Here is a 14,529-nt window from a genome sequence, read left to right as displayed (position 1 = left end):
TCTCAGTAGAGCCCCATATGGCGGCGGAGCGCGGCATCGAAATGCGCTTTGACCGCCTCTTCGGCGGCATCCGCGTCACGCGCCTTGCACGCCTTGAGGATCGCCACATGTTCCTGCAGCGAGCGCTGGGCGAGCGGCGGCGTCATCTTCCGGTCGAGCCGCACCAGCCGCAGATAATGATGCATGCGCTTGTAGCCGGAGTTGATCAGCGAATTTCCCAGCGCGCCGATGATTGAATCATGCAGCGCCGCCTCCAGATGCTCGATCTCCGCCAGCGCCTCGGCATCAAGCCCTGTCCGGCCGATCTTCTCCGACAGCGTCTCGTGCTCGGCGAGCAGCGCTGCGATCTCGTCATCGCTCGCCGTTTCGGCAAAGACCTTCACCGCCGCGCATTCGAGGATGGTGCGGTACTGATAGGTCGAGCGCGTCAGTTCCAGGCCGGGCTTGACGAACTCGATACCGGAGCGTGGATGGATCGTCAGCACGCCTTCCACTTCCAGAACCCGCAGGGCATCGCGCAGCGGTGCGACCGGTATATCGAGCATCTCGACAAGCTGGTTCTGCGAGACGAACGCGCCGGCCGGCAATTTCCTTGCGAACAGATGCTCGAGAATACGCTCATAGGCGATGTCGCTGAGGCGTTTTGCGCCATGCGGCTCGGCGGCGCCGGATTTTGTCGAGTTCGAAGAAACCACTTGCCTGTCACTCTCTTTATCTATATTACACACCACATCTGATATATCAACTATCGGGAATAGTCTACCAGATGCCCCTGCCTATAGCGAGCTTTCGTATCACGCGCTACCAGTTTCGTCGCCCTCGTCCGATCGGCGATAGCCAGGTGCGGGCCGATGAAGTCAACATGGCCGCGCTGGAACTGATCGCCGAGGACGGAACGGTTGGTCTGGGCTTCATGCAGTCGCTGTTCTTCCCGCTGCCTTCGGAGGCGGAGCTGACGCGGATTTTCGCGGCGGAAGTGTTTCCCGGTCTTGAGGGCCGGCAGGCGGGCGCGCTGGTGCATCGCGTTTCCCGGCCGCGCGGCGGCAAGCAGCGCGCGGCCACCATCCCGGCCTACGAGGCCGTGCAGGTCGCGCTCTGGGACATGTTTGCCAAGCAGCTTGGCATGCCGCTCTACAAATTGTTGGGCGGCGGGCACAAGGACAGGGTCCGCGCCTATGCCTCCGGGCTTGATTTCCACCTGAGCGATCACGAATTCACCGAGCTTTTCGGCGCGGCTGATGCGCAGGGCTTTTCCGCTTTCAAGATCAAAGTCGGGCATCCCGATTTCGACTGGGACCTTCACCGGCTTGCGCTTCTGAAAAAGGCCGTGCGCCCGGACGCCGACATCATGATCGACGCCAACGAGGCGTGGGGCGCGAAGGAGGCGCTCGTCAAGATCAACGCGATCGAGGCGCTTGGCTATCGCCTCACCTGGGTCGAGGATCCGATTCTGCGTTCGGATTTTGCCGGGCTGAAAATGCTGTGCCAGGCGACCGCCAACACGCTGATAAACTCGGGCGAATATCTCGATGCCTCCGGCAAGCGCGCGCTGATGACGGCGGGCGCGACCGACATGGTCAATGTTCATGGCCAGATCACCGATGTCATGCATGTCGGCTGGCTTGCCGCCGAGCTCGGCGTTCCGGTTACGCTCGGCAACACCTTTCTGGAGGTCGGCCTGCATCCCGCGCTGGCGCTGCCGGAAGTCGAGTGGGTCGAATATTCGTTCCAGAATTTCGACCACCTGGTCGAGCAGACCTTCGAGATCCGCGACGGCTTTTTTGTCGCGCCGGAAAGGCCCGGCCACGGCCTCGTGCTCAATGAGGCGACCCGCAGGGAATGGGCGCGTCCGGAGATTGTCGCAACCGAAGCCCTTGGCCCTGTGCCGCCGGGCTCGGAGCCGAAAATCCTGGCCGCATTGGCCTGAACAGTGACCGGACGGCTGTGCCGAGGACGCGCGAAAGCCGACGGAAACGAAACGAGGGAGGAGAGAATGAAGCATATTTTAAAGCAAGCCATGGCCGCAGCCGCCATGACCGCCATTGCCGCGCCCGCGCTTTCTGCCGAACTGACAGTCTGGGACTGGAAGTCCGGCGATCCGGCCGCCGCGAGCTATATCCAGGCGGCGAAGGAAAAGTTCGAGGCCGAAAATCCGGGCGACACGGTGAATTTCGTCATGCAACCGCATGATCAATATTACACCATTCTCGGAACGGCGCTCGCCTCGGGTAAGGGGCCGGATGTATTCCTGCTGCATGGCGGTGCGCAGACCCGCGCGCGCATCCCAGCCCTCGTCGACCTGTCCGCGCATAGCGAGAATCTGGTCGGAGTGGCGGATTTCGAGGGTGAGGACGGCAAGCTCTATGCGCTGCCGATCACCATTCAGGGCTTCATTGTCTACTACAACAAGGAACTCTACGCCGATGCCGGCCTTGACCCGGAAAGCCCGCCGCAGACCTGGGACGAGCTTGTCGCCGTCTGCGAGGCGATCAAGGAAAAGGGCGATGTCCCCTGCTTCGCCATGGGCAACAAGGAGGGCTTCGGGGCCGAATTCCTGCTGTCCGCGCTCGCCGCTTCCATGCTGACGGAGGAGCAGCAGCAGGCTTTCGCTGATGGCACGCTCAAATGGTCGAGTCCGGAGATCAGCGCCATCCTGCAGATCTGGGTCGATGAAGGCGAGATGGGCTGGTACAACAAGGGCGCCAATTCGCAGGCCAAGTTCATGGACGAGTATGAGCAGTTCATGCGCTCCGATGCCGCCAATGTCATCGGCCTGATCTCCGATGTCGCGCATTGGAAGCAGTTCGACGAATTCCTGGGTGCCGACAATCTCGGCGTCTTCATCCATCCCGCACCCGAGATGGCATTCGACAGGCTGCGTATGCCGGTCTCGGGCGGTATTGGCTACGGCGTGAACAAGGACAGCGCACATCTCGAACTGGCGGAAAAGCTGGCGGCAACGCTGGCAGATCCCGAACCGATTGCCGTATTCGTCAATGATGCGGGCGTCGTTCCGGCGAGCACCGTCGTCGACACGTCGAACCTTTCAAGCCCCTCGGTGGTCGAAATCCTCGGCTTCCTGAACGAGCAGAGCGCGCCGATGGCACATTCCAGCGTCACGGCCGAGGAACTGGCCGAATGGCACCGCCAGAGCCAGCTTTTGCTGAACGGCGACACCACGGTCGAAGAGGCGGCCAGCCGCATGGACGATGTGCAGGCGAAGGCCCACGGCGGCTGAGCGCAGCTTCTCATTCCAGGGATCGACCTGCGGGGCTTTCAGCGGCCCCGCAGCCATGACCAAAGCAATCGGGACCCAGACTATATGGCCAAGGACCAGACAGCACCACGTCGCCGAAACCGCCTCGGGGCGGAGCGACGCTTTGCCTATTTCTGCATCCTGCCGCCGGTCATTCTGGTGCTGATTTTCCGGATCGTGCCGCTGATCTGGGGCTTCTTCCTGTCGCTGACGGATTCCACCGGCTTCAATGATGCATCCTTCATCGGCCTTTCGAACTATCGCGAGATGGCGGCTGATCCGAACGTCCATGCGGCAGCCCGTAATACCGGCATCCTGATCCTGTCGCTTCCGGTCTGGATCATGCTGCCCATGCTGCTGGCAACCCTCATTCATGTCGGGGTTCCGGGGGGCAAGCTCTACCGCTCCGTCTATTTCTTCCCCGCCGTCCTTTCGAGCGTCATCGTCGGTTCGATCTTCAACATCGTGCTGCGCTATGATGGCGGGCTCAACGCGCTTCTCGGCATGTTCGGCATCGAGGGCGTCGACTGGCTCGGCGGCGGCTCGACCGCGCTTCTGTCGCTCTTTACCGTGCAGCTCTGGGCAACCTTCGGCATGAGCCTTCTGATCTTTCTGGCCGGCCTTTCGACGCTGTCCTCGGAGATGCTGGAAGCGGCAAGGCTTGACGGCGCCAAGCTCTGGCAGACCTGGGTCTATGTCATCATCCCGGCGATGATGCCGATCATCGAATTCGTCGCGGTCGTCACCACGATCGGGGTTCTGACCAACATGTTCGGCCTGATCTATGTGCTGACGGCCGGCGGACCGGGCACGGCGACGACGCTGCCGGAATTCCTGATCTGGCTTGAGCAGGGGCAGATGAACCGCCCGGGCTATGCCGCCTCGCTTTCCATGGTGCTGTTCGCGCTGATGGGCGGGATCGCCTATCTGCAGATCCGCATCATGAACCGCAATGCCAACGTCTGAAGAAGGGGCAAACGAGAATGGCTCAGGCCGGCAACAAGCAGAAACGGCTGCTCTGGGTGGTTTCCGTGCCCATGGCGCTTCTGGCGCTCAGCTGCGTCTATCCGGTGTTCTTCGCGATCAACAACGCGCTGAAGACCAACAAGGGCTATATTCTCGACCGGTTCGGCATCGTCACCGAGCCGACATTGATGAATTTCGTCGATGTCTGGAACCGTTCGGGCCTGTCGGCCTATTTCTTTAATTCCGTCGTCGTCACGCTCGGCGCGGTGCTTGTGCTCTTGCTGATCTCGTCGCTTGCCGGCTTTGCCTTCGCGGTGCTGCGCTTTCCGCTGAGGAAGCTAATCTTCGTGGTCATCCTCGCCTCGCTGATGATCCCGGTGCAGGTAGTGCTGGTGCCGTTCTACCAGACGATCATCGGCCTCAACCTGCTGAATACCCGCATCGGGCTGATCATCTCCTACACCGCGTTCTTCCTGCCGTTTTCGGTCTATCTGATGACATCGTTCTACGCCGGCCTGCCGCGCGAACTGGTGGAGGCGGCCCGCATTGACGGGGCGAAGCTGATCCAGATCTGGTGGCATGTGATGGTGCCCATGGGCAAGCCGGCCCTGATCACGCTCGGCATTCTCAACACGCTCTACTGCTGGAACGACGTGCTGATCTCGCTACTCGTGCTGCAGGACAAGCGCACGCTGATGGTCGGCATTGCGGCGCTTCGTGGCGAATACACCACCAATGTGCCGCTGCTTTCCGCCGGCATCGTGCTGGCCGCCGCCCCCATCGTCATTCTCTACATCGTATTCCAGCGCCAGATTGTCAGCGGCATCGCCGTCGGCGCGGTGAAAGGCTAATTCCATGGCTCAACTCGCACTTACCGATATTCGCAAGTCCTACGGTTCTGTCGATGTGATCCATGGCGTTACGCTGGAGGTGGAAAAGGGCGAACTGGTCGTCTTCGTCGGCCCGTCCGGTTGCGGCAAATCCACGCTTCTGCGCATGATCGCCGGCCTTGAGGATATCACCGGCGGGGAGCTTACGATTGGCGGCGAGCGCATGAATGACGTCGAGCCCGCCGATCGCGGCGTGGCGATGGTGTTCCAGTCCTATGCGCTCTATCCGCACATGACCGTCGCCGACAATATGAGCTTCGGTCTCAGAATGACCCGTCATCCAAAGGCCGAGATCGAGGAAAAGGTCAAACGCGCCGCCGATATCCTGCAGCTGACGCCGCTGCTTGAACGCAAGCCCTCGCAGCTTTCCGGCGGTCAGCGCCAGCGCGTGGCGATCGGCCGGGCGATCGTGCGCAATCCGGAAGTGTTCCTGTTTGACGAGCCGCTGTCGAACCTTGACGCCGAACTCAGGGTGCAGACCCGCGTCGAGATCGCCAAGCTGCATGCGGCACTCGGCAACACCATGATCTACGTGACCCACGACCAGACCGAGGCGATGACGCTTGCCGACCGCATCGTGGTTCTGCGCGGCGGCCGCGTCGAGCAGATCGGCGCGCCGGTCTCGCTCTATCACGACCCGGACAATCTCTTCGTCGCGGGCTTCATCGGCTCGCCGCGCATGAACTTTCTGAAGGCCGTCGCCAGCGGCGATGGCACTGTCAAGGTTGCCGGCATCAACGTCGCGCTGCCGGCCCTCCAGCGGCCGCTTGCGGCTGGCGAGGAGATTACCCTCGGCATTCGCCCCGAGCATCTCGATGCGGACGCGGGCAGCGCGCTACCGCTCACGGTTGATGTGTCGGAAGAACTCGGCGCCACGACCTATGTCTACGGCACGGTCGAGGGGGGCCAACCCGTCATCGCCGAACGCCGCAATCGCGAGGCGCCGCGCCATGGCGAGACCATAACGCTCCGCTTCGATCCCGCCCATGCGCGGCTGTTCGACAAGGACGGCGCACGGATCCGATAGGCTGCGGTTTCACGCGGCACGACACTGTGGCCTGCCGTGGGACGACGACGAAGTGAATACCATCAGCAATTTCATTCAGCACCGCCGCTTGCAGAAAGCGGCGGTATCGCTTGATTTAAAATGATGGGTTTTGATGACTAATGTTGATTTATTTCATCCCCCGAACCGCCTAATTTCCGTCGCGAGGCATCACGGCTGCCTGGTCGTGAGGAGAATTGCAGGAAAGGGAGGGGGATGGTCCAGCTTTATGGAAAGTCCTTGTCGCGCGCCGAACTGGCAGCGCTCAGCGGAAATGTGAGCCATGCGGCGGGCGTGCGGCTGATGCAGCTCGACGATGGCGTTGAACGCGGCATCCGCATGCTAGAATTCCGCTCCGGCACGGGGCTCCGGTTCACCGTTCTCATCGACCGCGCCATGGACATCGCGGATTGCGAATATCGCGGTCAGGCGATTGGCTGGCACAGCCCGGCAGGCTTCCGCCATCCGGCCCTGCACGAATACGAGGGCGAAGGCGGCCTTGGCTTCATGCGCAGCTTCTCCGGCCTGATGATCACCTGCGGGCTCGACCACATCCTGTTCATGAACGACACCGAGACGAGTTCGTATTTCTACGGCCCGCGCGAAAAGGCGTCCCATTCCCTGCATGGCCGGGTCGGCACGATCCCCGCGCGGCTGACCGGGTATGGCGAACGCTGGGACGGCGACAGGCTGATCCTGTGGGCCGAAGGCGTGGTGACGCAGGCCGCCGTCTTCGGCGAGCATCTCGAACTGCACCGGCGGGTCGAGATCGACGCCGGCACCAACGATATCCGCCTCAGCGACCGGGTGGTCAATGCCGGCTTCTACCGTACGCCGCACATGTATTGCTACCACATCAATGTCGGCCATCCGGTGCTGGAAGAGGGCGCGCGTTATCTCGCGCCGATCAGCGACGTGGTCAACGTGGCGCATGCCGAGAACTATGAGAAACAGGGCGTCGGTTATCGTACGCTTTCCGGCCCGCGGATGAATTTCCATGAGCAGGTCTGGCAGCACGAAATGGCGGCGGATGACGAGGGCAAGGTCCCGGTTGCGCTTGTCAACGACCGGCTCGGCCTCGGCTTCATGGTCACGACCAGGAAGGACCAGTTCCCCTGCCAGTATGAATGGCAGAACCTGCAGGCAGGCCAGTACGCGCTGGGAATCGAGCCCTCGACCCATCACCTGCTCGGCAATAATGCGGCGCGCGAACGCGGCGAGATGATCTGGCTCGAGCATGGCGATGAGCGCCGTTACGACACGGTGTTCTCGATCCTGCCCGACGCAGACGCGATTGCGAGGGCGGAAGCCGAAATCCGCGCGATCGCGATCCAGCCGGAGAGCGATTATCCCGCCGCCAGCGGCAATTTCCGACCGATTGAAGGACGCAAGGCATGAGCGCCAGTTTCGATATGACCGGGCGCAGGGTGCTCTACACCGGCGGGGCCGGCGGGCTTGGTTCACCGACGACGTCGGCTCTGCTTGCAGCCGGCGCAGAAGTGCACGTGCTCGATTTTGACGCCGACAAGATCGCGGCGCTTGAGAGCGCCGTAGCCTCAGGAGATGCCGACCGCCTTCATACGCACAAGGTCGACCTTCTGGACAAGCCGGCTCTTTCCGGGCTTCTGGAGAAGCTCACGGCCGAAAAGGCAATCGATGTCGTCATCAATAACGCGGCGATCTATCCCTCCAAGCCGTTCGAGGAATATTCGGATGCGGAGCTCTCGGCCGTCCACGGGGTCAATGTTGAGGCGGCGCATCTTTGCACGCGCGCGGCATTGCCGGGCATGCGGGCGCAGAACTGGGGCCGTATCCTGAACGTCACCTCGATCACGCTTTCCGGCCAGTGGGAAAACCTCGCGCCCTACGTCCAGTCGAAGGGGTCGCTTCTGGGTCTGACGCGGGCCTGGGCGCGCGAATTCGGCAAATGGGGCGTGACGGTCAATGCGATCGCCCCGGGCGCCTTTCCGACCGATGCGGAGAAAATCCACCCCGATCCCGAGGGCTACAACGCCATGGTGCTGGACCGGCAGGCGGTCAAGCGGCGCGGAAAGCCTCAGGATATCGCGGCTGCCGTGATGTTTCTTTCGTCCGAAGAGGCCGGCTTCATCACCGGACAATCGCTCGCCGTCAATGGCGGCTGGGTCATGGAGTGAATGAAATGGGAATTCTGAGCGGATATACGGTGCTGGACTGCTCGATCGCCATGGCCGGTCCGTTCGCGGCCCAACGCCTGGGCGATCTCGGCGCCGATGTGATCAAGATCGAGCCTGTGACCGGCGAATGGCAGCGCCATGCGCCCGCCGGCGGGGCCACCGGAAACGAGGTCAATGTCTCCTTCCTGTCGCTCAACCGCAACAAGCGCTCTCTGGCGGTTGATCTGAAGTCCGATGAGGGCAGGGCGATCATCCGGCGGCTGGTGAAGACGGCAGACGTGTTCATCCAGAACTACCGCGCCGGCGTGGCAGGAAGGCTGGGCGTGGACTATGAAACGCTGTCGGCGATCAATCCCGGCCTGATCTATGTGTCGATGACCGGCTTCGGCGAGGATGGTCCCTACGCCAAACGACCGGGTCAGGACCTTCTGCTGCAGGCCATGTCGGGCGCGATGATGTCGACCGGGCGCGCCGGCGAGCCGCCGCAGGCTTCCGGCCAGTATATCATCGACGCGGTGACCGCCTACACCGCCTTCGAGGGCGCGCTGGCGGCGCTCCTGCACCGGGAGCGCACCGGCGAGGGGCAGAAGGTCGAGGTCAACATGCTTGACGCGATCACCACCATCCAGATGCAGGAACTCTCGGTCTTCACCGTCGGCCACAAGCCACAGACGCGCAGCGCCGAGCCGCATGCCCATGTCTATATCCGCTCGCCCTACGGCACCTTTGCCACCACGGATGGCTATATCGCGCTCGCCATGCCGCAGTTCGAGGCGATGGCGAAGGCGCTCGACGAGCCGCGCTTTGCCGAACTCGACGAGATGAAGGCGGGCTGGGAGGACCGCGACAGCGTGTTCGCGCTGACCCGCGAGGCGATCGGAAAATTCTCCACCGCCGACGCGCTGGAGCGGCTCAACGCCCACGGCATCTGGGCCGGACCGGTCTACACCTATGCCGATCTGGTGGCCGATCCGCAGATCGCCCATAACGGCACATTCGTCGAATATGACCACGCGACGGAAGGCCGGGTGAAGACGCCCGGTTTCCCGATCCGCTTTTCGCGCACGCCGTCCGAAGTCCGCTACGCCGCGCCGCGCGTGGGCGAGCACACCAAAGATGTTCTGTCCGCCGCCGGGTTTTCTGATGCCGAGATCGCCGAGATGGCGAAGGCGGGCGCGATCAAGGGCATGGGCGAATAAGATTTTGCGACCCGCGGCGTTCCTTGCCCGGTCGCATGAAACGTCACTGGAGGAGGCGAGGATATGAACGAGCCCGAGACACGGGAACTGACATTGGACGTGTCGGGACATGTCGCCACGATCACCTATAACCGGCCGGCAAAGCTGAACGCGATGACGCCGGAAATGGCGGTGCTGCTTGAGGAGGCCGTTGCCGCCTGCAACGGCGCCGACGATGTGCGCGTCGTGATCCTGACCGGCGCCGGCAAGGCATTTTGCGCCGGTTCCGATATCAAGCTGCTCGAGAGTTACAACACCCCCTGGGCGTTTCGCAACCGCACGGAATATTGCGACATTCTGCGCGCTTTGCGCAAACCCTTGATTGCGGCCATTAATGGCTATGCCTTTGGCGGCGGGCTGGAAATGGCGATGTCCTGCGATATCCGTCTGGCCTCGGACAATGCGAAGCTGGGCGCACCGGAAATCAAGCTCGGCTGGATCGGCGGCGGCGGCATGACCGCGCATCTCGCCCAGTCGATCGGCCCGACGAACGCGGCGCTGATGGTGATGACCGGCGAGCCGGTGACCGCCGCGCAGGCCCTTTCGTGGGGGCTCGTCAGCGACGTGACGGCCCCCGAGACGCTGATGGAGCGCGCGCGCGAAATCGCCGGACAGATCGCCGCCCGCGCGCCGATTGCCGCCGAGACTGCCAAGGCCAATCTGAAGGCGGCCTTCAACATGCCGCTGGAACAGGCGGTCGCCTATGAACGCGACCTGCAGACGATCTGCTTTGCGACCGAAGACGCGCAGGAGGGCCGGGCCGCCTTTGCCGAAAAACGCGCCGCGACGTTTGCCAAGAGGTGATGCCACGATGACCCGTCTCAAGACGCTGGTGAAACAGCGCGAATTTTCCGTCTTTGCGATGCTGATCCTGGTCGCGCTCTACTTAAGCTTTTCCAACGACTACTTTCTGTCGGCTCGGTGATCGGGCTTTCGGCGGTTTGCGCGGCGATCGCGTCGGGGTCTTGTCAAAAGGCCGGTTGGCTGGCGTACTGGTGCGGGATGAGATGGAGGAGGCCGGCGCCTTGCCTTCAGTGAACATGAAAGAGAGACATGACGCACTTTGACCTGGACGAAAACGGCATCTGGCTTGGGCGCGTATGGCTGCCCGAGGCGGAAGGCCCTGCCGTGGTCACCTGCCGCAATGGCCGGGTGATCGATATCACCGCAAAGGGCTACGCCACCGTCAGCGACATCTGCGAGATGGACGACCCTGCCGGCTATGTCGCGGCGGCCAAGGGGCGCGATCTTGGCGCGCTCGCCGATCTTCTTGCCGCCGATCCGGGCGACAGGACGACGGTTCACTTCCTGGCGCCGAACGACCTTCAGGCGATCAAGGCCTGCGGCGTCACCTTCGCCCGTTCCATGGTCGAACGCGTGATCGAGGAACAGGCCGCCGGCGATCCCAAGCGCGCCGAGACGATCCGCGCGCGCATCGGCACGCTGATCGGCGACAGCCTGCGCAACATCAAGGCCGGCTCCGAGGAAGCGCAGAAAGTCAAGGCGGCGCTTCAGGCCGAGGGGCTGTGGAGCCAGTATCTGGAAGTCGGCATCGGGCCGGATGCCGAGGTGTTCACCAAGTCGCAGCCCATGTCCGCCGTCGGCTACGGCGCGGAGGCCGGCATTCTGCAGATCTCGCAATGGAACAATCCGGAGCCGGAAGTGGTGCTGCTGGTTAACAGCCGCGGCGAAATCCTGGGCGCAACGCTCGGCAACGACGTCAACCTGCGCGATGTCGAGGGGCGCTCCGCCCTGCTGCTCGGCAAGGCCAAGGACAACAATGCCTCCTGCGCGCTCGGCCCGATGTTCCGCCTGTTCGGCAAGGGCTTCGGGATGGATGATGTGCGGGCGATGCAGCTTGACCTTCGCGTCGACGGGCCGGAGGGCTATGTGCTTCATGGTCAGTCGTCGATGTCCGAAATCAGCCGCGACCCGGCCGATCTGGTGCGCCAGACCCTCGGCGCGCATCACCAGTATCCCGATGGTTTCGTGCTGTTCCTCGGCACGCTATTCGCGCCGACCGAGGACCGCGATGTGCCGGGCGAAGGCTTTACCCACAAGACCGGCGACCGGGTGACCATCTCCAACCCCGCGCTTGGCGCGCTCTCCAACACGGTGCGCTACGCCTCTGATTGCGCGCCCTGGACCTTCGGAACCGGCGCGCTGATGAAAAACCTCGCCGCGCGAAACCTGCTTTGAACGGGTTTTCATGACCGGTTCGCTGCGCTTTCCCGAGTTCACAGTAGGGGAATGTTTTCGCGAAAGATGACCTGGAGCCGGGGCGGATATTCCGGCTCCATCTCGCCGCGCACCGCGGCGGAAAGCATGCGCAGGATCTCGCGCGCCTCGATGCGCGGGTTCTGGTCGATCACCGCGTCCATGGTCCGGTCCAGTAGGGCGGTGCGGGTGGTATCGGTCAGGTCGTGGCCGATGAACACGACATCGCGGCTCTTGCGCGTTTCCTTCAGCGCCTGGACGATGCCCTGATTGCCCGCGCCGATGCTGTATATTCCGTCGATCTCAGCGCGCTCCAGCAATTGTCGCGTTTGTTGATAGGCCTTGGAGCGATCATCGCCCACTTCGCCGAAATGGACGATCTCGAGTTCGGGGAAATCCTCGGCGAGCAGTGAGCGGAAGCCCATTTCGCGCTCCTCATGCCCGCGATAGGTGAGCGAGCCAATGAAGACCGCGATCTTGTAGCACTTTCCGTGGTTGAGGAACCGCCCCAGCAGAAGCCCGGCAAGCCTTCCGGCGGCGCGATTGTCGATGCCGACATAGCCGACCTTTGATATCGCCGAAATGTCGGAGACGAGGGTGGCGATGCGGATGCCTTTCCTGGAAAGCTGCGTCAGTTCCTCGCGCAGCATCGGGTGATCGGGCGCGACGATGCCGATCGCGTCGCACTTGCCTTCGACGGCGCGCAGCGCGGCGACATAGGCATCGGGACTGGGATTGACGACCTCTTCCACCTGAACCGAGACGTCCGAGCGGGCCTGCGCTTCCTCCAGAAGCTGGGTGCGCAGCCCGCGCATGAAGCTGTTGGGCCCTTCCGGCAGGAAGAACACGATGCGGACAGCCTTCGTTTTCTGCGTTTCAGCCAGGCCGAAATAGCCGAGCTGGCGGGCGGCCTCCATCACGATCGAGCGGGTGCGGCCGCGCACCCCGGCGCGGTCGTTCAGCACGCAATCCACGGTCGCCGGTGAAACGCCCGCGAGCCGCGCGATTTCCGACATGGTGACGCGCATGACGAACCCCTCACGAAGACATCAGAAAACAAATCATTTTCAATCATCATAAGGGATAATCGAGAGGCGCCGATACCCGAAATCTGTCTGTCAAAAAAGAAAGACCCCGGCAATGATGGCTCGATCGCCGTCACCGCCGGGGCCTCCGGGAGGAACTCTCTAATTTTTTCAGGCCGCCCGGCGCTGCACCAGGTAGACGTGGTCGCAGGCCATCACGACTTCATCGCGCTGGTTCTTTACCCGCACTTCCTCGATGACACGTCCGTAATCGGGTCGCTTGGGATCGTCCTCGCAGCGCGCGATCGTCAGCACGGTGTGGATGGTGTCGCCGATGAAGACGGGTTTCGGAAAGCGCAGCCGCTCATAGCCATAGGTGAAGGAGAGCGGGTTGATCTCCGAGGCCGAAAGCCCGATGCCGATCGCGAACGTCATCGTGCCATGGGCGATGCGCTGGCCGAAGGGAGTCGATTTCATGTGTTCGGCGTCCATGTGATGCGGAAAGAAATCGCCGGTATGGCCGGCATGGACCACGAAATCGGTTTCCGTGATCGTACGGCCATAGGTGCGGCGCTCCTCGCCGACGGCAATATCCTCGAAATGGCGCGGACGCTCCATCAGAAACTCTCCGTAAACAGCATGTTGATCCAGTCGATCGCGGCCGGCGCCGGGGTGGCTGAGCGCAGCGCCTCGTTGATCGCGTCGGAGGCGCGTTGCTGGAAGGCCATGTAGCCGTTATGGCGCGGGCGCAGATAGGCCTTCTCCAGCGTCTCGTAGGTGTTGACGTAAAAGTCGTTGGTTGCCGCGTTCACGGAACGGCTTGTCCAGCCATCGGCATGGCCCGGCTGGCCACCGGCCTCCGGATAGAGCGTCGACTGCACCTCGCCGCTCGCGATCCAGTAGGCGAAGTCGGTTGCCGCCGCGACATTGTCGGAGAAGGCGGAGACGGCGATGCCCGTGCCGCCGAGCGCGGAGCCTGCGGGGCCGTTCTTGCCGATGGCCGGGATGTTGGTGAATGACAGCCGCCGCGGGCGGAACCCCTCCATCGCGTAGCTGACATAGCCGTAGATATAGGGCGAGATCGAGGCCGTCGCCTCCGGGGCGGAAAGCGCCTCCAGAACGGCAATCGGGTCCATCAAAAAATTGTCCTCGGGCACGAGGCTTGCGAGTTCGGCGAGCCGCTCCAGCGCCTCGATGCCGGCTTCCCTGGAAATCAGCGGGCCGGGGCCGTCATTGCGGCAGGGGTTGCCGGCATTGGCGGCGAGCGTGAAGAAGGTCATCAGGCTGTGCGGCGGCCTCAGCGGCAGAAGGACATGGCCGTCGCGGGCAAGCGCGATGAGGGTCTCCCACGTTGCTGGTGCCTCCGGCGCGCGGTCGGCCCGGCAGGCCATCACCTGGGCGGCGGCATCGATCGGGAACGCCCACTGATGGCCATTATAGTTATAGCTTGGGTAGGACGCGCCGACCGAGCCTTCCGAAAGCGCCTTGCGCTCATCCTCGCGACCCGCGACATCAAGCGGCGCCAGGCAGTTTTCCGCGGTGATCTGGCCGACATGCGGATGGTCGATGACGATCATGTCGTATTGGCGGGCAAGCTCCTCGACGGGAAAACTCTCGAAATCCTGCAGGCTGCGCTTGTCCCATTCAATCGAAACGCCAGTCTTTTCCTGCCATGCCCGGGCGCTTGCCTCCATCGGATCATAGCCGCGGGGATGGCTCCAGGTCATCCCTTTCAG

Annotated in this window: 14 protein-coding genes; 10 read left to right on the top strand and 4 right to left on the bottom strand. The window is 62.8% G+C overall.

Annotation, left to right across the window (positions count from 1 at the left end):
• Positions 1–2: 2 nt before the first annotated feature.
• Positions 3–695, bottom strand: a complete 693-nt coding sequence (locus V6766_RS07295) for a GntR family transcriptional regulator (RefSeq protein WP_448464989.1) — start codon at positions 693–695, stop codon at positions 3–5.
• A 71-nt stretch (positions 696–766) separates the two neighbouring features.
• Here V6766_RS07295 and V6766_RS07290 point away from each other — a divergent pair, with 71 nt between their 5' ends.
• From V6766_RS07290 to V6766_RS07245, 10 genes are all read left to right on the top strand, one after another.
• On the top strand, positions 767–1,927 hold the full coding sequence (locus tag V6766_RS07290; protein WP_448464987.1) for a mandelate racemase/muconate lactonizing enzyme family protein: 1,161 nt from the start codon (positions 767–769) through the stop codon (positions 1,925–1,927).
• A gap of 66 nt (positions 1,928–1,993) precedes the next feature.
• The gene (locus tag V6766_RS07285) at positions 1,994–3,238 is read left to right on the top strand and encodes an ABC transporter substrate-binding protein (RefSeq protein ID WP_448464985.1); all 1,245 of its coding nucleotides are present in this window, start codon (positions 1,994–1,996) and stop codon (positions 3,236–3,238) included.
• An 84-nt stretch (positions 3,239–3,322) separates the two neighbouring features.
• A complete protein-coding gene (locus V6766_RS07280) occupies positions 3,323–4,222 on the top strand; it encodes a carbohydrate ABC transporter permease (protein ID WP_448464983.1) in 900 nt (299 codons plus the stop codon).
• Positions 4,223–4,239: 17 nt separating this feature from the next.
• Positions 4,240–5,073: a carbohydrate ABC transporter permease gene (locus V6766_RS07275; RefSeq protein ID WP_448464981.1), complete on the top strand. Its 834-nt coding sequence runs from the start codon at positions 4,240–4,242 to the stop codon at positions 5,071–5,073.
• A 4-nt stretch (positions 5,074–5,077) separates the two neighbouring features.
• Positions 5,078–6,139, top strand: coding sequence for an ABC transporter ATP-binding protein (locus tag V6766_RS07270; RefSeq protein WP_448464979.1), 1,062 nt, complete (start codon positions 5,078–5,080; stop codon positions 6,137–6,139).
• Positions 6,140–6,373: 234 nt separating this feature from the next.
• A complete protein-coding gene (locus V6766_RS07265; RefSeq protein WP_448464977.1) occupies positions 6,374–7,555 on the top strand; it encodes an aldose 1-epimerase family protein in 1,182 nt (393 codons plus the stop codon).
• Positions 7,552–8,313 carry an SDR family NAD(P)-dependent oxidoreductase gene (locus V6766_RS07260; RefSeq protein ID WP_448464975.1) on the top strand — a complete coding sequence of 254 codons (762 nt, stop codon included), beginning with the start codon at positions 7,552–7,554 and terminating at the stop codon, positions 8,311–8,313. Before V6766_RS07265 ends, V6766_RS07260 begins: the two co-directional genes overlap by 4 nt.
• Before the next feature lie 5 nt (positions 8,314–8,318).
• Entirely contained in the window at positions 8,319–9,512 is a 1,194-nt protein-coding gene (locus V6766_RS07255) for a CaiB/BaiF CoA transferase family protein (protein WP_448464973.1), read from the top strand.
• Between the two features lie 63 nt (positions 9,513–9,575).
• A complete protein-coding gene (locus V6766_RS07250; RefSeq protein ID WP_448464971.1) occupies positions 9,576–10,355 on the top strand; it encodes an enoyl-CoA hydratase/isomerase family protein in 780 nt (259 codons plus the stop codon).
• Between the two features lie 249 nt (positions 10,356–10,604).
• Positions 10,605–11,750, top strand: a complete 1,146-nt coding sequence (locus tag V6766_RS07245; protein WP_448464969.1) for a fumarylacetoacetate hydrolase family protein — start codon at positions 10,605–10,607, stop codon at positions 11,748–11,750.
• Positions 11,751–11,788: 38 nt separating this feature from the next.
• On the opposite strand, the gene V6766_RS07240 is transcribed toward V6766_RS07245, so the two are convergent.
• From V6766_RS07240 to V6766_RS07230, 3 genes are all read right to left on the bottom strand, one after another.
• Positions 11,789–12,796 (bottom strand): LacI family DNA-binding transcriptional regulator, encoded by a 1,008-nt coding sequence (locus V6766_RS07240; RefSeq protein WP_448464967.1) that lies wholly within the window; start codon positions 12,794–12,796, stop codon positions 11,789–11,791.
• 168 nt (positions 12,797–12,964) lie between these two features.
• On the bottom strand, positions 12,965–13,411 hold the full coding sequence (locus V6766_RS07235) for a MaoC/PaaZ C-terminal domain-containing protein (RefSeq protein ID WP_448464965.1): 447 nt from the start codon (positions 13,409–13,411) through the stop codon (positions 12,965–12,967).
• Positions 13,411–14,520 (bottom strand): extracellular solute-binding protein, encoded by a 1,110-nt coding sequence (locus V6766_RS07230; protein WP_448465155.1) that lies wholly within the window; start codon positions 14,518–14,520, stop codon positions 13,411–13,413. The genes V6766_RS07235 and V6766_RS07230 overlap by 1 nt, the downstream gene beginning before the upstream one ends.
• Positions 14,521–14,529: the final 9 nt, after the last annotated feature.

The sequence above is a fragment of the Martelella sp. AMO21009 genome (genome assembly GCF_053484295.1).
This window is presented reverse-complemented; position numbering and strand designations above follow the sequence as displayed.

Coding starts and splice junctions, on each gene's coding strand:
- V6766_RS07275 (WP_448464981.1), top strand. CDS start 4,240: ATGGCTCAGGCCGGCAACAAGCAGAAACGGCTGCTCTGGGTGGTTTCC.
- V6766_RS07250 (WP_448464971.1), top strand. CDS start 9,576: ATGAACGAGCCCGAGACACGGGAACTGACATTGGACGTGTCGGGACAT.
- V6766_RS07280 (WP_448464983.1), top strand. CDS start 3,323: ATGGCCAAGGACCAGACAGCACCACGTCGCCGAAACCGCCTCGGGGCG.
- V6766_RS07245 (WP_448464969.1), top strand. CDS start 10,605: ATGACGCACTTTGACCTGGACGAAAACGGCATCTGGCTTGGGCGCGTA.
- V6766_RS07265 (WP_448464977.1), top strand. CDS start 6,374: ATGGTCCAGCTTTATGGAAAGTCCTTGTCGCGCGCCGAACTGGCAGCG.
- V6766_RS07290 (WP_448464987.1), top strand. CDS start 767: ATGCCCCTGCCTATAGCGAGCTTTCGTATCACGCGCTACCAGTTTCGT.
- V6766_RS07285 (WP_448464985.1), top strand. CDS start 1,994: ATGAAGCATATTTTAAAGCAAGCCATGGCCGCAGCCGCCATGACCGCC.
- V6766_RS07260 (WP_448464975.1), top strand. CDS start 7,552: ATGAGCGCCAGTTTCGATATGACCGGGCGCAGGGTGCTCTACACCGGC.
- V6766_RS07270 (WP_448464979.1), top strand. CDS start 5,078: ATGGCTCAACTCGCACTTACCGATATTCGCAAGTCCTACGGTTCTGTC.
- V6766_RS07240 (WP_448464967.1), bottom strand. CDS start 12,796: ATGCGCGTCACCATGTCGGAAATCGCGCGGCTCGCGGGCGTTTCACCG.
- V6766_RS07230 (WP_448465155.1), bottom strand. CDS start 14,520: ATGACCTGGAGCCATCCCCGCGGCTATGATCCGATGGAGGCAAGCGCC.
- V6766_RS07255 (WP_448464973.1), top strand. CDS start 8,319: ATGGGAATTCTGAGCGGATATACGGTGCTGGACTGCTCGATCGCCATG.
- V6766_RS07235 (WP_448464965.1), bottom strand. CDS start 13,411: ATGGAGCGTCCGCGCCATTTCGAGGATATTGCCGTCGGCGAGGAGCGC.